We start from the raw sequence: 18751 nt of genomic DNA on the forward strand, positions 1-18751 counted from the left end.
GCGCACGGCTCTCTCCGGGTACCGACACGCGTCCGGACGCGAAATCGACAAACGGGACCGCGGTTGTGGACCGTTGTCGTGCGAATCCGTGGCAAGCTTTAAGCGCGGCGTGGCCCGCCTCTAGGGTATGCTCGTGCTCCAGGCGGAGGCGCCGACCCGCCCGACGTTCTGGGGGATCGGCCCTGTCGGGAAGGCGGCGTTCTACTACCTGGCGGCGGTCGCCATCGCCGTCTTCCTGCTGGGGTCGTACCGGCGGGTCGCCCGCTACGCCGAGGGCCGCGAGGACCCCCTCGATCGCCTCGACGACCTCCCGCGGCGGGTCGTCGACGCCGCGCGGGTCGTCCTCTCGAACCGGACGCTGCGCGACGGCGACCTCGTCGCCGGGCTCGCCCACGCGTTCGTCCTCTGGGGCTTTCTCACCCTGCTCATCGCGACCACGATCCTCGGCATCGACATGGACATCTACCGCCCGCTCACCGGCGACTCCTTCTTCGTCGGCGACTTCTACCTCTCCTATTCGTTCGTCGTCGACGCGATGGGGCTGCTCTTCGTCGTCGGCCTCGGCGTCCTGCTCTACCGGCGCTACGCCGCCCGCGACGGTCGCCTGTGGGGCCGCCACACCTCCGCCGAGGACGATCTCTTCGTCTGGGCGCTCTTCCTGCTGGGCGTCGGCGGCTACCTCACCGAGGGGTGGCGGATCCTCGGGCAGAACTTCCCGGACTTCGAGACGGTGAGCTTCGTCGGCTGGGCGGTCGCCGTCGCGCTCGACGGCGCAGGGATGACGCCCGCGATGGCCGAGGCGACCTACCCCGTTGTCTGGTGGAGTCACTCGATCCTCGCGCTGGCGTTCGTCGCGGCGATCCCGCTCGGGAAGCCGTTCCACATGCTCGCCTCGGCCGCCAACGTCGTCGCCCGCGACGAGGACGCCGGCCGGCGGCTCCCCGGCGTCCCCGCCGACCTGGAGGCCACGAACGCCGAGTCCATCGACGACTTCACCTGGAAGGAGCTGCTCGACCAGGACGCCTGCACCAAGTGCGGCCGGTGTTCGGCGGCCTGCCCCGCCAAGGCCGCCGGCCGCCCGCTCGACCCGCGGGACGTGATCCTCGACCTCAAGAACTACCGGGAGGCCCGCGACGCCGGCGGTGAGAAAGTCGACATCGTCGCCGACGGCGGCACGTCTGTCATCGACGCCGCGACGATGGAGTCCTGTATGGCCTGCATGGCCTGCATGGACGCCTGCCCCGTCGAGATCGAACATCTCGACTCGTTCACCCGGATGAACCGACAGCTCGTCGACCAGGGCGACCTCGACAGGAACGTTCAGGACGCCTTCCAGAACGTGATGCAGCAGGGCAACACCTTCGGCGAGTCCCAGCGCAAGCGGGCCGACTGGGCCGACGAACTGGACGCCGAACCGACCGACGCCCGCGAGGAATCCGTCGAATACCTCTGGTACGTCGGCGACTACCCGAGCTTCGACGACCGGAACAGGCGGGTCGCGCGGTCGCTCGCCCGCCTCTTCGAGCGGGCGGACGTGGACTACGGGATCCTGTACGACGACGAGGTCTACGACGGCAACGACGTCCGGCGGGTCGGCGAGGAGTTCCTCTTCGTCGAGCAGGCCGCGACCATGGTGAACGCCTTCGACGACTGCGAGTTCGAGAAGGTCGTCTGCACCGACCCTCACGCGTTCAACACCTTCGCGAACGAGTACCCCGAGGTCGACTTCGAGGAATTCGCCGACGACCCGATGCTGGAGGTGCCCGACGAGAACTGGGACGGCGCGCCCGTCTTCCACTGGACCCAGGTCGTCGAGGACCTCGTCGACGAGGGCCGCCTGGGTCTGCGCGGCGACGAACTCGACTACACCGTCACCTACCACGACCCGTGTCACCTCGGGCGGTACAACGGCGAGTACGAGGCGCCCCGCGAGCTGGTCCGCGCGACCGGCTGCGAGCTGGCCGAGATGCCCAGGAATCGCGACGATTCGTTCTGCTGCGGCGGCGGTGGCGGCGGCCTCTGGATGGAGTTCGACGAGGACCCCAAGCCCAGCGAGGAGCGACTGCGGGAGGCCGTCGAGGACACCCCCGTCGGCCCCGCCGTCGAGAAGTTCGTCGTCGCCTGCCCGATGTGTACCACGATGTTCGAGGACGGCCGCAAGACCGGCGGCTTCGAGGACGAGATCGAGGTCGTCGACGTGGCCGAACTGCTCGTCGAGGCGGTCGAGGTGCGGGAGACGGGCGGTGTCGCAACCGGTGAGAGCGGTCCCGCTGGGTCGCCGGCGGACGATTGACCGACCGCGTCGTCTACGCGCCGGCGACCGACCGCGGGTCGACTCGGTCGACGACCCCGTCGAAGTCGTCGTCGAACGCGAGCACACGGTCGATGTCGTGCGCTTCGACGAGCGCGACCGTCGTCGCGTCGGTGAAACTGAGCGGCTGATCGTCGTAGCGGTCGAACGCCTCGACCGCGAAGTCGAACTCCGCTCGGGAAACGAAGTGGAAGTCGACCGCGTCGGGGTATCCGTCCCGTCCCAGGATCCGATCCCCCACAGTCTTCGCCTCGTCGTACCTGCCGGTCCGTTTCCGCACGAGCGTGACGGCCTCGTCGTAGACGTATTCGCTCGTGAACGCCGATCCGAACCGACCGCGAAACACGGCGTCGAACGCCGTTCTGGCGGGCTCGTGGCGGCTGCTCCCCTCGTTCTGCAGCGCGTAGTAGAGCCCGGTGTCGAGAAAGACGCTCATTCGTCGTCGAACTCGGACAGCGCTTCGTCCCCGTAGAGGACCTCGTCGATCTCGTCCTCCGCCGTATCGATACCCCAGTCGCTCGTGCCCGCGAAGAACCGCTCGATCTCCGCCTCGGAGAGCCCCTCGAAGTCGTCGTCGACCGGGTCGCTCGCCCCCTCGCGGAACGAGTCGACCAGCGCCTCGCGGGACGCGAACTCCCGCTCGACCATCCGCTCGACGACGGCGCGCTCGGACACCGCACGGCCGGTCTCGCGCTCGATCTCCTCGCACAGCTCCCGGATCCGGGCCTTCGTCCGCTCGTCGACGGGAACCGACGCCATACCCGCGTGTTGCTCGCTTCCGCGGATAAACCTTCGCCGGGCCGTACTCGTCGAACTTCGCTTCGCGATCGCCTCGCTTCAGAAGTCGCCGATACGCGACTGGCCGCTGGACTCGTCGGTGAAGTCGGCGGCCCGTTCGAGCGTCGAGGCGAACGTCTCGCGCTGGGAGGGGTCGTACAGCGTCGCCGCGGGGTGGACGCAGACCAGCACCCGCCGTCGCTCGCCGCCGATCTCTACCTCCGCGACGTCGCCGGCCTCGCTCGTGACCGCCACGTCACGCTCCAGCAGGTGTTCGGCGGGGACCTTGCCGAGCGTGACGACCACCGCGGGGTCGACGCGGTCGATCTCCGTCTCCAGGTAGCCCCGGCAGTTCGAGAGCTCGTCGTCCGTCGGGTCGCGGTTGTCCGGCGGGTGACAGCGGACGCAGTTGGTGATGCGCACGTCGCCCCGATCCAGCCCAGCGTCGCGGAGGCCGTCGTCTAACACGTCGCCCGAGCGGCCGACGAACGGCTCGCCCTGTTCGTCCTCGGACTGGCCGGGCGCCTCGCCGACGAACAGCAGGTCCGCGTCGGCCGGGCCGGTGCCGTTGACGATGCGACCGCGGTGGTCGACCAGCTCGGGACAGTGCTCGCAGGCGACCACTTCGAGCCCGTCCATCTCGCCGTCGCTCATACCCGGGGGTCGCCGCCCGCGACCATAATCGGGTCGGTCTCGGCGACGGACGGGTCAGCGGTCGGCGTCGGCGCTCCCGTCGCCACCGGTATCGCCACCCTCGCCGCCGACGAACCGCCGGTCGGCCGCGCGGGCGGCCAGGCGGGCGACTCGCAGCGGCTCCGGGCGGCCGCCCTCGGGCGTGAACCCGCGGACGACGGCGGCGGCCTCGTCGGGGTCGAGGCCGGCGGCGCGGACGTAGACGGTCCCGCCGTCGAGCGAGACCGGGCGGCGCTCGGGCTGGCGGCGGTAGACGGCCAGCCGGTCGTCGAGCGCGTCGCCATCGAAGGCCTCCCGGAGCGCGGGTTCGAGCCCCTCGCTGTCCTCGAAGGCGACCGAGAGGACCGGGCGGGCGACGCGCTCGCGGATCGCCGGCAGGTCGAAGAGGTTGAACCACGCGGGCGCGATGCCCGCCAGCAGAAGGTACCGCGCGTCCTCGCGGTCGAGTCGGTCGACCAGCGAGACGACCGTCTCGGTGGCGTCGGTGCCGCCGACCGTGCAGGTGTCGAACGCGAGCCCGTCCACGACGCGGTTCGCGCGGACGACGGCAGCCGCCAGCGTGCTGTCCTCGCTCCGGTAGGATTCGGCCACCCCGATGGCGCGAACCCCGGATTTCACGTGTTCTCTTTGATGTCCTGTAGCCTGTCGAGCAACTCGTCGTTCGACGCGTCGAACTCGTACTCGACGTCACCGTCGTGTGTGTTCTCCGCTGTGTTGACGCCGTCGTCGTCGTCCTCGAGGTCGGCGTCTAGCTCCTGATTCTCCTGTTCTGATTCGTCGTAGCTCCCGAACCCCATACACGTGATCGTTACACACTGATCGTGAAAAATCATACGCCGTATCCGGAGTAACCGGCCATTAACTGATCGAACATCGAATAATGAGTATAAAACGGGGCGGATACACTCCGATATCCGAGTACACGAGCGGGACGGAAGTTCTGGCGGCGATAACTGGACGGTCGTTCCCCGGAGTTCCACGGTCCTGTGTCGGACGGTAGTTGCCACGTATTGCCGGTATTCGTGACGTTCGACGCTCGTGTGTGGGGTTCGTCGTTCGACTCGGGCGGGTTCGACCACTGTTGTAGACCGGCCGACAGGTGGGCCGTGGAGGGGCCGGCCGGGCGACGCCGACGCGGGGGCAGGTGGGACGGGGACGAGGTTGGTGCCCGGGCGGGCCCGAACGTGGTGGCCATACGGGCAGGACGCACGCGGTGGACTGCGGGTAGGGACGCACGCGGTGGACTGCGGGCAGGGACGAACGCGGGCGAGCACGAGGTACGGCGTGGAGCGGGCGTCGGCGGGCACCGGTCGCGGGCGCGCCGCCGGACGGCGGAAGGACTCTCCGGGAGCGGGACGGGGGACGCGACAGACGGCTGACGGGACGCCCCGAGGTTGATTACGGAGCACCCGGAAGGGAGCGCTATGACCGACGTGGAGATCACGGACGTACAGGCGACACAGGTCGACGCGGACTGGACGTGGACGTTCGTCCGCATCTACACCGACGCGGGCGTCACCGGCACCGGCGAGTGCTACTGGGGGCCGGGCGTCGGCGACATCGTCGAGGACTCCCTGGAGTGGCTGGCGGGCGAGGACCCCCGCGACGTCGAGCCGCTGGTGCACAAACTCTACGAGATCCACTCGGCGACGGGGTCACTGGCGGGCGCGACCGTCAGCGCCATCTCCGGGATCGACATCGCGCTGCACGACCTGGCGGGCAAGCTGGAGGAACAGCCGGCCTACCGGCTGCTGGGCGGTGCCTACCGCGACGAGGCGCGGATCTACGTGGACTGTCACGCCGGCGCGCACCTCGGCGGCGCCCACGAGAACGCCAAACCCGACGAGTTCGACCGGGACATCTACGCGCCCGAGAGCTACGCCGAGGCCGCCGAGCTGGTCGTCGACGAGGGCCACGACGCCATCAAGTTCGACCTCGACGCGAGCAAGCGCTACGAGAAGGACCGCCACAACCGCCACCTCAACGCCGAGGCCATCGACTACAAGGCCAGCGTCGTCGAGGCGGTGACCGAGCGGGTCGGCCACGACGCCGACGTGGCCTTCGACTGTCACTGGAACTACGCGGGCGACAGCGCCCGGCGGCTGGCCGCCGCCATCGAGGACTACGACGTGTGGTGGCTCGAGGACGTGGTGCCCCCCGAGAACCTGAAGGTCCAGCGGGAGGTCACGCAGGCGACCGACACCACCATCTGCGCCGGCGAGAACGTCTACCGCACCCACGGCGTCCGCGACATGGTCGAACAGCAGGGCATCGACGTGCTCCAGCCCGACATGCCGAAGTTCGGCGGGATGCGCGAGACGGTCAAGGCCGCGAACCTCGCCGACGACTACTACATCCCGCTCGCGCTGCACAACGTCTCCTCGCCGCTGGGGACGAAGGCCGGCGCCCACGTCGGCGTCTCCGTCTCGAACTTCCTTGCCCTGGAGTGGCACGGCCGCGACGACCCCGACTGGGAGACGTTCGTCGAGGAGGACGACGTGATCGTCGACGGTGCTATCCCGGTCGACGACGAGCCCGGCCTCGGGGTCACGCTCGACCTCGACGCCGTCGAGGAGCACATGAAAGAGGGCGAGACGCTGCTGGACGAAGCGTAAGCTTCGTCCCGCCCGCCGGCGTTCGCTCCTGTGGTGCTCGATCCGGAACCGCAACCGGTCCCAGGCATCACGGAGCGACTCGCGGTCGACCGTCACCGTCGGTCTTCACCGTGGCCGGTACCGTCGGCCGTCACCGTCGACCTGTCCGTTCGAAATCATTATCGGCGCGTGGCACGTACCGGTGGGTATGAGCCGAGGTCTCCTCGGTCCGCTCGCGGCGGTCGCGCTCGGCGGGGCCGCCGCCGGCGCGGGCGTGTGGTTCGTCGGTGACTACCTGTTCGCCGGCGCGGCCGGCGTCTGCGTGGCGGTCAGCGTGGGGCTGCTCGTCTACATCCAGCGGCACTACCCCCACCGGACGACCGGCGAGGGCTGGCGGGACGGGCGCTGGGCGGGGCTGTCCGTCGGCGTCGTCAACCTCGCGGCGCTCGTCGGACTCGCGACCGTCGAACCCTCGCCGGCGACGCTGGCCGGCGCGCAGATGCTCGTGATCCTCGCCGGCCTGGTCGGCTATCTCGCCGGGTCGCTGGCCGAGATGGAACGCGACTCCGCCGGCGACGCCGCCAGTGGCTCCCGGTCGACGCCGGCCGACGACTGACCGTGGCGTTGCACAGGTGACATTTTTGTCCGTGGGGATCATAGGGAGTCGTATGGAACGGTCCAGACGCCACGGACTCCTCGCGGTCGTGCTGGGCGTCGCGACGGGCGGTAGCCTGTGGTGGTTCGGTACGGCCTCCGGGATCGCCGGGGCGGCCGCCGTCAGCGTGTTCGTCCTCGCGCTCGTGCTATCCCGAACGGTCCGGCAACACCCCGAGTTCGCGAGTTCGAACGGTCGCTGGCAGGACGGCAAGTGGACCGCGGTCGGGCAGTTCTTCGTGATCGTCGTCGCGTTCCAGGCCGTCTTCGCCGCGGCCGTCGACCTCCCCGACCAGATCGGCCTCCACGTCGTCGTCCTCGCCACCTACATGGTGGGCTACTTCGTCGGCGGCCTCGACGTGCTGGAGCGTGGGCGGGGAGAGGAGACACGTCAGTCCGCCGGTACCGCGGACCCGGCCGACGACTGATCAGTACGTCTCGACTTCGACGCCCGGCAGCCGCTCGAAGTCGTCGACGTTGCGAGTGAGTACCGGCTCGTCGACGACTACTGCGGTCGCGCCGATGATCACGTCGCCGTCGGCCACAGGGTTCCCGTCGGCAGCCAGTTCTCCGGCGAGGCGCCCGGCCTTCCGAATCACTGCCGTGTCGGCGGGATGGATCGGCTTCGATTCCAGCACCGTCTCGATCTCCTCGCGTTCAGCTTCCGACTGGTCCGCTCGGCCGACGCCGTAGTAGAGTTCGAACAGCGTCATCGAGGAGATCCGTTGCTGAACGAGGTTCGCTTCCAGTTCACGCGCCCGCTCGACGGCGGCCTCGTCCCCGTTCAGCAGATCGATGAGAAACGCGGTGTCGAGTAGCACTCACGACCCACCTAGCTCGTCGGCGACTGTTTCGAGGTCCCGACGGCGGCGCTCGCGGCGCTCCTCGACGGCGTCCCGGACGGCGTCGGCTTCCTCGTCGGAGAGGACGCCCGCGATGTCCAGCAGCGAGCGCTCGCCGGCCAGCCGGAGCACCACGTCCGAGAACGTCTCGTCCTCGCGCTTGTGCGCGGCGAGGCGCTCGTAGGCGTCCTCCGAGAGCCGGATGCTCTTGGACATGTGCATACAGTCGTATGCAGCGCACAAAAAGCCCTTCGCCGGGCCGGTCGCTACTCGCCGCGCATCGACCGGTACTGGTCGCGCAGCCCCTTGAGATACCCCACGGCGAACAGCCGGCCCTTGTCGTGGTAGCCGGGGGAGGCGTTGTCCTCGCCGGCCATCGTCGGGCAGTGGTCCGGCCGCAGCGGCCCGTCGAAGCCGATCTCCTCGTAGGCCCGGATGGCTTCGGCCATGTCGGTCGGCCCCTCGTCGTGCCACACCTCGGTGAACGAGTCCGCCGTCCCCTCCACGTCCCGGAAGTGCGCGAAGTGGATCCGCTCGTCGAACTCGCGGATGGCCGCCGGCACGTCCGCGCCCATCGCCGCGAAGTTGCCCTGACAGAGCGTGATCCCGTTGTACTCCGAATCGTAGAGATCCATCGCCCGGCGGTAGGCCTCCGGGTTCGTGACGATCCGTTCGACCCCCCGAACGGGGGAGTGCGGCGGGTCGTCGGGGTGGAGCGCGAGTTTGACGCCGGCCTCCTCCGCGACGGGGACGACCTCGTCGAGGAAGTATTCGAGGTTGGCCCACAGTTCGTCGGCGCTGGCACCCCGGAGCTCGGGCCCGCGGTCCATCTGGTCGTGGTCGTAGCGGGTGACGAGCGACCCGCCGCGACCGCGGACTGACCGCGACGTGCGGAGGACCTTCAGCGGCGCCATCCAGACGTAACACCACACGTCGATGCCGACCCGGCCCATGTTCCGCAGGAGCGTCTTGACCGTCTCGATCTGCTCGTCGCGGCCCTCTCGACCGAGGATGGCGTCGTCCAGCGGCGGCCGGTCCTCGACGACGGCCAGGTCCAGCCCCGCGTCGGCGAACCGGTTTTTCAGCTCGAGCAGCGGCTCGAACGCCCAGGGGTCGCCGTCGGCGCCGCGCGGGAGGCCCGAGACCGCTTTCGAGAGCCCCATCTGCTTCGCCAGGTCCCACCGCTCGGTGGGCTCGGTCGACATGAAGACCGTGTAGTCCATACCACCGCCTGCGACCGGCGGGGGAAAACCGTTCTGCTGGTCGCGGTTCGCTCCGGTTTCGGCGGTGCGAGCGGCGGACCGGTCGCTCGGCGCGTTCGGGTCAGGCCGTGTCCTCGGAGACGCGGTCGGCGAGGTAGATGTCGGCGTCGGGGTTCTGGTCGGCGTCCTGGACGACGGCGCCGCGGTCGCCGGCCTCGGCCAGCGCCTCCCGCGCGGTCGGGCGGTCGACCCGCCCCACGAGCTGGAGCGCCTGCAGGACGGCCGGCTTCGGCACGCCCTCCCCGGGGCCGCCGACTTCGAGGTCCGCGAGGTACTCGGGCTCCTCGTCCTGGATGAACCGGACGTACTCGGCGGCGTCGGTCGAGCCGCCGAGTTCCTCGTGCCACAGTTCCGGGAAGAGGCTGATCCGGCCGTCGTCGACGCCGTCGCCGACCTCGTAGTAGCCGCCGCCCGCCCAGCGGTCGGCGTCGGTGGTGTGGTCCCGCACGTCCGCCAGGAACGCCTCGGCGTCGAACGCGTAGTCGTCGCGGGCCGCCAGTTCCTCCGCGTACGCCTCGATGGTCTCGCGTTCGACGCCCGCGCCCTCGTGGTGGCGCTCGACCAGTTCGACCAGGTCGCGCCCGCCCATCGACTCCCCCTCGCGGACCGCCTCCGCGACGGCCGCCTGGTTCGGTTCGGTCACGTGGCCGGTTCGGTCCTCGGGCGAATAAGTCGCCGGCCGGCGATCGAATGGTGGACGGCGGGCGCGGTCGCCGTCGGCCGGCTCGCGGCCGACCCGGACGGCCGGACGGACGCGACTAAGTGCGAGCGGGCGGAACCGGGAGCAATGCGAAACGCGCTGGTCGTCGCCGACGACCTGACGGGGGCGACCGACACCGGCCACGGCTTCGCCGCGCGCGGTCGGGGCGTCCGCGTCCATCGCCCGGTCGACGACGCCGACGACGTTGACGACGCCGACGGAACCGAGACGGACGTGCTCGTCGTCGACACCGACAGCCGCGACGCCGCTCCCGGGGTGGCCGCCGCGGCGGTGGCCCGCGCCGTCGAGGCCCACCCCGCCGCCCTCGTCTACAAGAAGGTCGACTCGACGCTGCGCGGGAACGTCGTCGCCGAGGTCGACGCGGCGCTGGCGGCGACCGGCGCCGCCCTGGCCGTCGTCGCGCCGGCGTTCCCGGCGACCGGCCGTACCACGGAGAGTGGGCGCCACCTCGTCGACGGGACGGCCCTGGCCGAGGCGGGCTACGGCGTCGGCGAGTCGGACCTCCGCGAGCTGTTCGCCGACTCGGAATACCCGGTCGCACACCTCGACGACGACACCGTCGACGCCGGGCCGTCGGTGGTCGCGGCCCGGCTGTCCGGCTTCGCCGCGGGCGAGCGACCGACGCTCGCGGTCTGTGACGCGTCGAGCGACGACCACCTCGGAGCGGTCGCGGCGGGCGCGGCGTCGCTGGACGCGGACCCGCTGTACGTCGGCAGCGGGGGACTCGCGGCCCACGTCGACGTACCCGGCGAGCCGCCGGATACCCCGACGGACGTATCGACCGACCCCCGGCGGTCGGGCGTGCTGGGCGTCGTCGGGAGCGTCAACGAGCGGACGCTCGCGCAACTGGCGGCGGTCGACGAGGCGGCGGTCGTCGCCATCGATCCCGCGGCGGCCGTCCGCGAGCCCGAGCACGCGGGCCGCGCGGCCGCCGAGTCGCTGGGGGCGCTGCTCGACTGGCACGGCCGGGCGGTCGTCACGGCCGCGACGGGACCGGACGACGTGACCGCGGCCGAGCGGGCGGCCGACGAGATAGCCGGGGGCGGGACGAACGCCGACGACCTCGCGGCCGACCGGGTCGCCGCGGCACTGGCCGCCGCCGCGCGGGCGACCGTCGCGGACGCGTCGCCCGCCGGCCTCGTCCTCACGGGGGGAGACACTGCGGGCGCGGTCCTCGACGCGCTCGACGTGGCGGTGGTGGATCTGGTCGGTGAGGAGGTCGCCGCCGGCGTGCCGGTCGGTGTGGTCGCGGACGGCCCCGCGGCGGGGACGCGGGTGGCGACGAAGGCCGGCGGGTTCGGGGACGAAAGGGTCATCCTCAACTGTCTGGACGCGCTCGGTCGGTAGCATGGAGCGACCGACCGTCGCCGTGACGATGGGCGACCCCGCCGGCGTGGGGGCCGAGGTGGTCGTCGAGGCCTACCCGAAACTGTGCGACGCCGCGGCGCCGCTCGTCGTCGGCGACGCCGACGTGTTGCGCGCGGCCGTCGCGGTCTGCGAGGCCGACCTGGCCGTCGAACCCGTCGACTCGCCGGCGGCCGCGGACGCCGATCCCGAGCGGATCCCGGTGCTGGACCTTGACAACGTCGACGTAGACGATCTGACCTACGGCGAGGTCCGCGAGGCCTACGGCGCGGCGAGCCTGGAGTACGTCGAACGGGCCATCGAGCTGGCGACCGACGGGGCGGTCGACGCCATCACGACCGCGCCGATCAACAAGCAGGCGACCCGCTGTGCGGGGAGCACCCACGCCGGCCACACGGGGCTGCTCGCCGACCGCACCGACACCGACGAGTACGCGATGATGCTGGTCGAGGGGCTGACCGAGGCCGCCGACGGGGGCGTCGACGCGGACCTGGTCGTCACCCACGTCAGCACGCACGTCACGCTGACCGAGGCGTGCAACCGCGTCTGCCGCGGCCGGGTCCGGACGACGATCGACGTGACCCACGAGGGGCTACGCGACCTGGGGATCGACGAGCCGACCATCGCCGTCGCGGGCCTGAACCCCCACGCGGGCGACGGCGGCATCCTCGGGATCGCCGAGGGCAGCGAGATCGAACCCGCCGTCGATGACGCCCGCGCCGACGGGCTGGACGTGGTCGGCCCCGAGTCGCCCGACACCGTCTTCGCGCAGGCGGCGGGCGGCGCCTACGACTGCGTGGTCGCGATGTACCACGACCAGGGCCACATCCCGATCAAGATGCTCGGGTTCGCGAACGACGGCGCCGTCTCCGGCGTCAACGTCACCGTCGGCCTGCCGATCGTCCGCACGAGCGTCGACCACGGCACCGCCTTCGACATCGCCGGCGAGGGCGTCGCCAGCGAGGCCAGCATGGTCGACGCCGTCGAGGTGGCCGCCCGGATCGCCCGCAACCGCGCGGCGCGGACGGACGGCTGACACGTCCCCGCGAATCTGCCGGGTGATGGCTGGCGCGTCCGCTCGGACGGTCCCCGTGAACGGTCGCCACCCCTTTTGACCGCCGGGGCGAACCGGGCGGTCGTGAGTACCGACGCCGAGGGCGGCGGCCGGAACGTCGAGGGCGAGGCGCCCGTGGTCGAGGAGACCGTCGAGACGGACGAGGCGACGGTCACCGACGACGCCGAGCTGGAGCGGACGCTCGGGCTGACCGGCGGCCTCGCCATCGGGATCGGGACGATGATCGGCGCGGGCATCTTCGTGTTTCCCGGCCTGGCCGCGGGCGAGGCGGGGCCGGCCGCGGCGGGGTCGTTCGCCATCGGCGCGGTCGTGGCGCTCCTCGTGGCGCTGCCGACCTCGGAACTCGCGACGGCGATGCCGAGAAGCGGCGGGGGCTACTACTTCGTCTCCCGCGGGCTCGGGGCGCTCGCGGGCACGGTCGTCGGCCTCTCGCTGTGGGTCGGGCTCGTGTTCGCGACGGCCTTCTACCTCGTCGGCTTCGGCTACTACGCCGTCGACACGCTCGCCGAACTCGGCGTCGCGGTCGGCGACGGCCTCGTCGTCCCGGTCGCGCTCCTCTTCGGCGCGGGGTTCACCGTCCTGAACGTCACGGGCACGGAGAACGCCGCCAAACTGCAGAACGGCGTCGTCGCGCTCCTGCTGTCGATCCTCTCGGTGTTCCTGCTGTACGGCGCGCTCGACGCGGTCGGCGTCGTCGGCGCGCCGAGCGCGCCCGAGCGGTTCATGCCGTTCGGCCCCGTCCCCGTGCTGACGACCGCCGCGCTCGTGTTCACCTCCTACCTGGGGTTCGCACAGGTCGCCACGGTCGCCGGCGAGATGAAGCGACCGGGCCGGAACCTCCCGCTGGCGATGGTCGGGTCGGTCGTGATCGTCGGCGTCATGTACGTGCTGACGGTGTTCGTCGCGACGAGCGCGATCCCCAGCGGCGAACTCGAACAGCTCGGCGAGACGGCGATGGTCGACGTGGGACGGCACTACCTCGGGGCCGCGGGCGCGCTGGCCATCGTCTTCGGCGGGCTGCTGGCGACGATGTCCAGCGCCAACGCCTCCATCCTGAGCACCTCGCGGGCCATCTACGCCGTCTCCCGCGACGCCCTGCTCCCGCGGCGGGCCAGCCGTATCAACCTGAAGTACGGGACGCCCCACGTGGCGCTGGGGCTGGCCGGCGGGCCGGTGCTCGTCCTCGTCGCGACCGGCCGGGTCGAGGTGCTCGCGGAGGTCGCCTCATTCCTCCACCTGGTCCTCTACGGGCTGATGTGCGTCGCGCTCGTGGTGCTCCGCCGGGACGAACCGGAGTGGTACGACCCGGAGTTCCGGGTGCCCGGCTACCCGGTCGTGCCGGTACTGGGCGCGCTGTCGAGTTTCGCGCTCGTCGGCTTCATGCAGCGGCTCTCCCAGGTCGTCGGACTCGCGGTGATGCTCGCCAGCGCGGGCTGGTACTTCTATTACGCTCGCGACGTTAGCCTGAGGGGAGCCCTATGACCCGCGTCCTCGTGCCGCTGGCGATACTGGAGGGGGAGACCGTCTCGCCGGGGCTGATCGACCTGCTCGGGACCGTCGACGTGACGGTGCTGGGCTATCACGTCGTCCCGGAGCAGACACCGCCGGACCAGGCCCGCCTCCAGTACGAGGACCGGGCCAACGAGGCGCTGGACGACGTGACCGAGGAGTTCGCGGCCGCCGGCGGGGCGGCCGAGCGTCGCCTCGTGTTCACCCACGACCGCGAGCAGTCCGTCCGCCGGGTCGCCGACGAGGTCGACGCCGGCGTCGTCGCGGTCAGGGGGGCGACCGGCCCGGTCGAGCGCCTGCTGGTCCCGCTGACGGGCGCGGTGGCCGCCGACCGCCTCACCGAGTTCGTCGTCACGCTCGTCGGCGACCGCGACATCGACGTGACGCTGTTCGTCGCGACCGACGAGGGGGACGAGGCGGGGGAGACGGCGCTGGACGACGCCGCTGCGTCGCTTCGGGAGGCCGGCATCGCCGTCGAGACGAGCCACGCGGCCGGGCCGCCGTTCGAGTCGCTCGTCGACGCGGCGGCCGGCCACGACGCCGTCGTCATGGGCGAGCGGGCGCCGTCGCTCAGGTCCTTCCTCTTCGGCGACGAGGCCGAGCGCGTCGCCGCGGAGACGGTCGGGCCGGTGCTCGTCGTCCGGCGCGGCGAGGAGGAGGCCGCGCCCGAGCGCAGCCCGGACGGCGACGCCGCCTGAGCGCGAGGGTCCGACGACAGCTCCGCGTGACCCCGGGCCGGGACGACCGCCTCAGAGCTTCTCGGACTCGATCGCCTGTCTCGACCGCCGCTCGATCTGCTCGAAGCGGTTGTCGGCGGCGTTGGCCAGCCCCGGCGGGAGGTCGGCCCGCGCGGCTTCGAGTCGGTCGGTCGCCCGCTCCAGGCGACTGGCCACGGCCTCGATACTCGCGTCGGCCTGCCCGCGGTCGCCGGCCTCGGCGCGCTCGGCGGCCCGGTCGGCCGCCTCGGCGATGGCCGCCAGCACCTGCACGAGGCCGCGCAGGGCGTTGCCGGGACCGCCGTCCCCGCCGCCGTTGCCCTGTCCCGGCGAATCGTCGTCATCGTCGTCGCTGTCGCCGTCGTCGAGTTCCGCGGCGACCTCGGCGCGAGTCTCCTCGGCCACGTCGGCGAGATAGCGGGCGAGCGACGCCTTGCCGGTCTCGGGGCGGTCGACCGTCACGCGCTCCACGTCACCGTCGGTGCCGCCGCGACCGGGATTGACGCGGACGGCGCCGACGGCGTCGTCGCTGTCCCGGACCTCCGTGGTGTAGGCGCCGCCGCGGTGGACGTAGACGGCGTCCGGCCCGTCGAGCGGCGCGTCGTAGATCCGGCCGGCGAAGTCGTCCTCGACGGCCAGGTCCGTCAGGTCGGCGTCGCTCTCGGCGGGGTCGACCGCGAGTTTCGTCGCGTCCTCGCGGGCGACCAGCGATATCTCGCCCCCGGCGCCCGCGAGCGTCACGCCGGCGGGCGCGCGGTCGGGGACGTCCGTGGCGGTGTCCGTCGCCGTCCCCTCGTCGTCGCCGACCGCGACCGTCTCGCTGTGGGGCGCGAGCCCGGCGCCCTTGACGGTCACCCGGTGGTCGCCGTCCGGGAGGTCCCGCACGGCCGCGACGCCGCCGAACGTCGGGACTGCGACGGGGTCGCTCTCGACGAGCGCGACCGCCTCGACCCGCGCGTCCTCGGCCGTCAGCCCCTCCCCCTCGGGCGCGTCGGGCGAGGGGACTGCCTCGACAGCCCGCGCGACCAGCGTGTTCGCGGGCGCGGGGTCGCCGACGGCGTCGTAGCGGTCGGCCAGCGCCCGCCGGTGGGCGGGGTCGGAGATATCGTCGGTCGGGTTCTCGTAGCGCGTCTGGTCCCAGGGGACGCCCGGTGCCGTGAGGTGGCTCGCGACGGCGTCCTCGACCGGTCCGGGGACGGGGAACTCGAAGCTCAGCTGCGGCCCGGTGAACTCGGCGACGTGTTCCAGATCCGCCGTCGGTTCGAGGGCGTACCCCACGTCGGCCTCGTCGGGCGCGTCCGCGGCGGGCCCGAAGACCAGGCCGGTCGACCGCTCGGGCACGTCCGTCGGCGGCGACCCCAGCGTGTCGTACGACCGGACGGTGTGGCTCTCCGGCAGGAGGTCGCCGGCCGCGACCGACGGGAGGTCCTCGTGTTCGTGGAGGGGGTCGCCGTCGAGTTCCGGGACGGCGAAGGGGAGCCGGCCGCCCTCGTCGCGCGGCAGCCCGTAGGCCAGCGGGAGTTCGACCACGTCCTCGACGCCCTCGACGGCGCTGTTGGTGATGTCGGCGGCCAGGTCCGCGACCGAGAAGCGCTGGAACTCGTCGACGGCGTCGTTGACCGACAGCGCGCTGGAATGGGACCCCAGCTCGGCGAGGACCGTGGGCCGGCGGTCCGGGTCCGGGTCGAGGTACTCGTTGTTCGGCACCCTGCGGGAGTGGGAACTGGCGACGTAGAGCTGCGGGTCCGGCGCCGCCCCGGCCGTGTCGACGTAGACGTGGAGCACCTCCCAGTCGTGCCAGTGGAAGTTGGTGGTGAACTGGTCGAACGCCGAGTAGAACCAGTACTGGACGACCGCGAGCGGGGAGTCCTCGTACGCGACGGCGTTGTAGAAGACCGCTGGGTCGGGCGGGGACTCGGGGTCGAACCGCTCGGTGTAGCCGTCCAGCGCGGCGAAGCCGTCGACGACCGTCTCGCCGTCGCGGTCGCGCTCGTAGGGGCGCGGGTCGGTCGGGAACCACCGCTCGGCCGCGTCGAAGTACAGCGTCGGCGCGAACCGCTCGGCGAGGTCGCGGGCGCGGTCGGCGGGGACTGGTGTTGTCGTCCCGTCGGCGCCGCGCTCGAAGGCGCCGCAGCCGGCCAGCGCGGCCGCGCCGGCGACCGCCCCCAGGACGGTTCGGCGGTCCACGACGGGCCCGTCGGGCCCCGCTGGCCCGTCGTCGGTCACCGTCTCACCGCCGAACCGTGCCGGCCCGTCGACGGCTCCCGCGTCGTCCGGACGGTCGGCGGCCGCCGCTCCACCGACGGGGCGGCCGGCGGTCGCGTCTCCGAGAATCGCATTGCCGTGTATTCGGACGGCGGCGGAAATGTCTTGTGACGCGGCCCGCCGCAGCGCGAACGTTTATTCGCGCACCGACACAACGTGTCTCACATGACCGGGTCGTCCGCCGACCGGGGGTCGTGAGCGTGGCCACCGTCGGCTTCTGGGCGCTGGTCGTGCTCGCGACGCTGGTGAGCCTCGGCACCGCCTGGACGCTGGGCGCCAACAGCAACTCCCCACCCTTCGCCCCGGCCATCGGCGCCAACGCCATCTCGACGATGCGCGCCGCCTTCCTCATCGGTATCCTCGCCGCCCTCGGCGCGCTCACGCAGGGGGGCAGCATCTCCGAGACGGTCGGCGCCGGCCTCATCCTCGGCGTCGACATCACGTCGCTGGCGGCGACCGCCGGACTGCTGACCGCCACGGCGTTCATGGCCTTCGGCGTCTACAGCGGCTACCCCGTCCCCGCCGCGTTCGCGACGACGGGCGCGATGGTCGGCGTCGGGCTCTCGCTGGGGGGCGACCCCGCCGTCGGGACCTACCGCCGGATCGCCACCTTCTGGGTGCTCGTCCCCCCCGTCTCGGGCGGGCTCGCGTACCTCACCGCGACGGTCCTCCGCCGGGACGACATCCCCGAGACCGTCGGCGTCCCCGTACTGGCAGCCGTCGTCGGCGCCATCGTCGCCAACGTCGAGCTGAGCGTCATCCCCTCCGGCCCCGACGCCACCCAGAACTCCCTGGCCGGACTTGGGGGCGATATCGTCGGGCTGTCGCCGGTCGCCGGGGTCGAGCCGACGGTCGCCGTCGTGACGGTCGCGTTCGCCGCGCTGAGCTTCCAGTTCATCCGCCGGCGGACGCAGGACTCGGTCGACAGGGGGATCCGCACGTTTCTGGTCGTCCTCGGCAGTGTCGTCGCCTTCTCCAGCGGCGGCAGCCAGGTCGGGCTGGCCACCGGCCCGCTCGAAAACCTCTACGGCGCCGAACTGGAACTGCCGGGGATCGTCCTGCTGGCCGTCGGCGCCGTCGGGATCCTCGGCGGCGCCTGGATGGGCGCGCCGCGACTGCTGCAGGCGACCTCCCGCGAGTACGCCTCGCTGGGCATCCGGCGGTCGATCGCCGCGCTCGTCCCGGGCTTCATCATCGCCCAGGTCGCTATCGCCCTGGGCATCCCCATCTCGTTCAACAATATCATCATCTCCGGCGTCATCGGCGGCGGGCTCGCGGGCGGGTCGGCGGGGGTTTCCCGCCGGAAGATCGGCGTCACCCTCGCCTTCTGGGTCGTCACCCTCGTCTCCTCCATCGCCGTCGGGTTCGGCCTGTACCGGGTGTTCGCGGCCGTTCTGGGCGGATGAGGGCCGCCTCACCGGACGACGGTCACGGTCACGGGCGCCTCGCCGACGACGGTGGTCGCGACGGTGCCGAGGAGCCGGCGGCCGATGCCGGAGCGGTCGCCGCCGTGGCCGCCCATGACGATCTGGTCGACGCCGCGGTCGTCGGCGGTCGCCAGGATGGTCTCGGCCGGGTCGCCGGTCTCGACGACGGTCTCGACGCTCCGGTCGACCTCGGCGGCCCGGTCGCGGGCGCGGTCGACCAGCCGCTTGGCGCGCTCGCGGGCGGCCTCGCGACGGTCCTCGCCGGGTTCGAGGACACCGCCCTCGCTCATCGAGGCGTCCAGCGGCGTGACGACGTTCAGGACGGTGACCCGGCAGTCGAACGTCTCCAGCGCGTGGGCGAGCGCGTCGTCGGCCAGCGGCGACCCGTCCAGCGCGACGAGCACGTGCGAGGGTGCCATACTCGAACGGAGTGGGGCCCGGCACAAGTATCCACGGCGCTCCGCGCGGACGGGGCCACCGGTCGGGAGGCGACGGATCCGCCGCCGACGCCGAGCAGGGGAACGCTGGACGAGGCGCTGC

The 18751-nt window shown here is 71.9% G+C and carries 20 protein-coding genes; 9 read left to right on the forward strand and 11 right to left on the reverse strand.

The genetic code is table 11. From position 1 onward, the window contains the following. Positions 1-127: 127 nt before the first annotated feature. Complete coding sequence (locus ACMGFG_RS09605) at positions 128-2293, forward strand: heterodisulfide reductase-related iron-sulfur binding cluster (protein ID WP_436930124.1); 2166 nt, start codon at positions 128-130, stop codon at positions 2291-2293. A 13-nt stretch (positions 2294-2306) separates the two neighbouring features. Here the strand turns inward: ACMGFG_RS09605 and ACMGFG_RS09610 are convergent, their stop codons facing one another. The 5 genes from ACMGFG_RS09610 to ACMGFG_RS09630 form a co-directional block, all read right to left on the reverse strand. After that, on the reverse strand, positions 2307-2747 hold the full coding sequence (locus tag ACMGFG_RS09610; RefSeq protein ID WP_436930125.1) for a type II toxin-antitoxin system VapC family toxin: 441 nt from the start codon (positions 2745-2747) through the stop codon (positions 2307-2309). Continuing rightward, the gene (locus tag ACMGFG_RS09615) at positions 2744-3070 is read right to left on the reverse strand and encodes a hypothetical protein (RefSeq protein ID WP_436930126.1); all 327 of its coding nucleotides are present in this window, start codon (positions 3068-3070) and stop codon (positions 2744-2746) included. The genes ACMGFG_RS09610 and ACMGFG_RS09615 overlap by 4 nt, the downstream gene beginning before the upstream one ends. A 78-nt stretch (positions 3071-3148) precedes the next feature. After that, positions 3149-3742, reverse strand: a complete 594-nt coding sequence (locus ACMGFG_RS09620; protein WP_436930127.1) for a uracil-DNA glycosylase — start codon at positions 3740-3742, stop codon at positions 3149-3151. Positions 3743-3796: 54 nt separating this feature from the next. Beyond that, a complete protein-coding gene (locus tag ACMGFG_RS09625) occupies positions 3797-4399 on the reverse strand; it encodes an endonuclease dU (RefSeq protein ID WP_436930128.1) in 603 nt (200 codons plus the stop codon). Further along, complete coding sequence (locus ACMGFG_RS09630; protein WP_135364901.1) at positions 4396-4578, reverse strand: DUF5786 family protein; 183 nt, start codon at positions 4576-4578, stop codon at positions 4396-4398. Before ACMGFG_RS09630 ends, ACMGFG_RS09625 begins: the two co-directional genes overlap by 4 nt. Positions 4579-5205: 627 nt before the next feature. On the opposite strand from ACMGFG_RS09630, the gene ACMGFG_RS09635 reads away from it, so the two are divergent. From ACMGFG_RS09635 to ACMGFG_RS09645, 3 genes are all read left to right on the forward strand, one after another. Continuing rightward, positions 5206-6396 carry a mandelate racemase/muconate lactonizing enzyme family protein gene (locus ACMGFG_RS09635; RefSeq protein ID WP_436930129.1) on the forward strand — a complete coding sequence of 397 codons (1191 nt, stop codon included), beginning with the start codon at positions 5206-5208 and terminating at the stop codon, positions 6394-6396. Between the two features lie 187 nt (positions 6397-6583). After that, positions 6584-6991, forward strand: a complete 408-nt coding sequence (locus ACMGFG_RS09640) for a sterol desaturase (RefSeq protein WP_436930130.1) — start codon at positions 6584-6586, stop codon at positions 6989-6991. 52 nt (positions 6992-7043) lie between these two features. Further along, the gene (locus ACMGFG_RS09645) at positions 7044-7457 is read left to right on the forward strand and encodes a hypothetical protein (RefSeq protein WP_436930131.1); all 414 of its coding nucleotides are present in this window, start codon (positions 7044-7046) and stop codon (positions 7455-7457) included. On the opposite strand, the gene ACMGFG_RS09650 is transcribed toward ACMGFG_RS09645, so the two are convergent. From ACMGFG_RS09650 to ACMGFG_RS09665, 4 genes are all read right to left on the reverse strand, one after another. Then, positions 7458-7850: a type II toxin-antitoxin system VapC family toxin gene (locus ACMGFG_RS09650; protein ID WP_436930132.1), complete on the reverse strand. Its 393-nt coding sequence runs from the start codon at positions 7848-7850 to the stop codon at positions 7458-7460. After that, positions 7851-8087, reverse strand: coding sequence for an antitoxin VapB family protein (locus tag ACMGFG_RS09655; protein ID WP_436930133.1), 237 nt, complete (start codon positions 8085-8087; stop codon positions 7851-7853). It abuts the gene before it with no gap. Between the two features lie 50 nt (positions 8088-8137). After that, positions 8138-9094 (reverse strand): mannonate dehydratase, encoded by a 957-nt coding sequence (locus tag ACMGFG_RS09660; protein WP_436930134.1) that lies wholly within the window; start codon positions 9092-9094, stop codon positions 8138-8140. Positions 9095-9194: 100 nt separating this feature from the next. Continuing rightward, positions 9195-9776 carry a hypothetical protein gene (locus ACMGFG_RS09665; RefSeq protein WP_436930135.1) on the reverse strand — a complete coding sequence of 194 codons (582 nt, stop codon included), beginning with the start codon at positions 9774-9776 and terminating at the stop codon, positions 9195-9197. A 144-nt stretch (positions 9777-9920) separates the two neighbouring features. On the opposite strand from ACMGFG_RS09665, the gene ACMGFG_RS09670 reads away from it, so the two are divergent. The 4 genes from ACMGFG_RS09670 to ACMGFG_RS09685 all read left to right on the forward strand — a co-directional run bounded on the left by ACMGFG_RS09670 (position 9921) and on the right by ACMGFG_RS09685 (position 14501). Then, a complete protein-coding gene (locus ACMGFG_RS09670; RefSeq protein ID WP_436930136.1) occupies positions 9921-11201 on the forward strand; it encodes a four-carbon acid sugar kinase family protein in 1281 nt (426 codons plus the stop codon). 1 nt (position 11202) lies between these two features. Further along, positions 11203-12255, forward strand: coding sequence for a 4-hydroxythreonine-4-phosphate dehydrogenase PdxA (gene pdxA, locus ACMGFG_RS09675; protein ID WP_436930137.1), 1053 nt, complete (start codon positions 11203-11205; stop codon positions 12253-12255). Positions 12256-12357: 102 nt separating this feature from the next. Then, positions 12358-13776 carry an APC family permease gene (locus tag ACMGFG_RS09680; RefSeq protein ID WP_436930138.1) on the forward strand — a complete coding sequence of 473 codons (1419 nt, stop codon included), beginning with the start codon at positions 12358-12360 and terminating at the stop codon, positions 13774-13776. Continuing rightward, positions 13773-14501, forward strand: a complete 729-nt coding sequence (locus tag ACMGFG_RS09685) for a universal stress protein (RefSeq protein WP_436930139.1) — start codon at positions 13773-13775, stop codon at positions 14499-14501. The genes ACMGFG_RS09680 and ACMGFG_RS09685 overlap by 4 nt, the downstream gene beginning before the upstream one ends. A gap of 51 nt (positions 14502-14552) precedes the next feature. On the opposite strand, the gene ACMGFG_RS09690 is transcribed toward ACMGFG_RS09685, so the two are convergent. Then, positions 14553-16706 (reverse strand): hypothetical protein, encoded by a 2154-nt coding sequence (locus ACMGFG_RS09690; protein WP_436930140.1) that lies wholly within the window; start codon positions 16704-16706, stop codon positions 14553-14555. Positions 16707-16984: 278 nt separating this feature from the next. On the opposite strand from ACMGFG_RS09690, the gene ACMGFG_RS09695 reads away from it, so the two are divergent. Beyond that, positions 16985-18190 (forward strand): inorganic phosphate transporter, encoded by a 1206-nt coding sequence (locus ACMGFG_RS09695; protein WP_436930263.1) that lies wholly within the window; start codon positions 16985-16987, stop codon positions 18188-18190. Between the two features lie 8 nt (positions 18191-18198). Here ACMGFG_RS09695 and ACMGFG_RS09700 read toward each other — a convergent pair whose 3' ends face one another. After that, positions 18199-18630: a universal stress protein gene (locus tag ACMGFG_RS09700; RefSeq protein WP_436930141.1), complete on the reverse strand. Its 432-nt coding sequence runs from the start codon at positions 18628-18630 to the stop codon at positions 18199-18201. Between the last annotated feature and the right edge of the window lie 121 nt (positions 18631-18751).

This window comes from Halosimplex halobium, from assembly GCF_051414055.1.
In the GTDB taxonomy this organism is placed as follows: Archaea; Halobacteriota; Halobacteria; order Halobacteriales; family Haloarculaceae; genus Halosimplex; species Halosimplex halobium.

Coding starts and splice junctions, on each gene's coding strand:
- ACMGFG_RS09605 (WP_436930124.1), top strand. CDS start 128: ATGCTCGTGCTCCAGGCGGAGGCGCCGACCCGCCCGACGTTCTGGGGG.
- ACMGFG_RS09610 (WP_436930125.1), bottom strand. CDS start 2,747: ATGAGCGTCTTTCTCGACACCGGGCTCTACTACGCGCTGCAGAACGAG.
- ACMGFG_RS09615 (WP_436930126.1), bottom strand. CDS start 3,070: ATGGCGTCGGTTCCCGTCGACGAGCGGACGAAGGCCCGGATCCGGGAG.
- ACMGFG_RS09620 (WP_436930127.1), bottom strand. CDS start 3,742: ATGAGCGACGGCGAGATGGACGGGCTCGAAGTGGTCGCCTGCGAGCAC.
- ACMGFG_RS09630 (WP_135364901.1), bottom strand. CDS start 4,578: ATGGGGTTCGGGAGCTACGACGAATCAGAACAGGAGAATCAGGAGCTA.
- ACMGFG_RS09635 (WP_436930129.1), top strand. CDS start 5,206: ATGACCGACGTGGAGATCACGGACGTACAGGCGACACAGGTCGACGCG.
- ACMGFG_RS09640 (WP_436930130.1), top strand. CDS start 6,584: ATGAGCCGAGGTCTCCTCGGTCCGCTCGCGGCGGTCGCGCTCGGCGGG.
- ACMGFG_RS09645 (WP_436930131.1), top strand. CDS start 7,044: ATGGAACGGTCCAGACGCCACGGACTCCTCGCGGTCGTGCTGGGCGTC.
- ACMGFG_RS09655 (WP_436930133.1), bottom strand. CDS start 8,087: ATGTCCAAGAGCATCCGGCTCTCGGAGGACGCCTACGAGCGCCTCGCC.
- ACMGFG_RS09660 (WP_436930134.1), bottom strand. CDS start 9,094: ATGGACTACACGGTCTTCATGTCGACCGAGCCCACCGAGCGGTGGGAC.
- ACMGFG_RS09670 (WP_436930136.1), top strand. CDS start 9,921: ATGCGAAACGCGCTGGTCGTCGCCGACGACCTGACGGGGGCGACCGAC.
- pdxA (WP_436930137.1), top strand. CDS start 11,203: ATGGAGCGACCGACCGTCGCCGTGACGATGGGCGACCCCGCCGGCGTG.
- ACMGFG_RS09685 (WP_436930139.1), top strand. CDS start 13,773: ATGACCCGCGTCCTCGTGCCGCTGGCGATACTGGAGGGGGAGACCGTC.
- ACMGFG_RS09700 (WP_436930141.1), bottom strand. CDS start 18,630: ATGGCACCCTCGCACGTGCTCGTCGCGCTGGACGGGTCGCCGCTGGCC.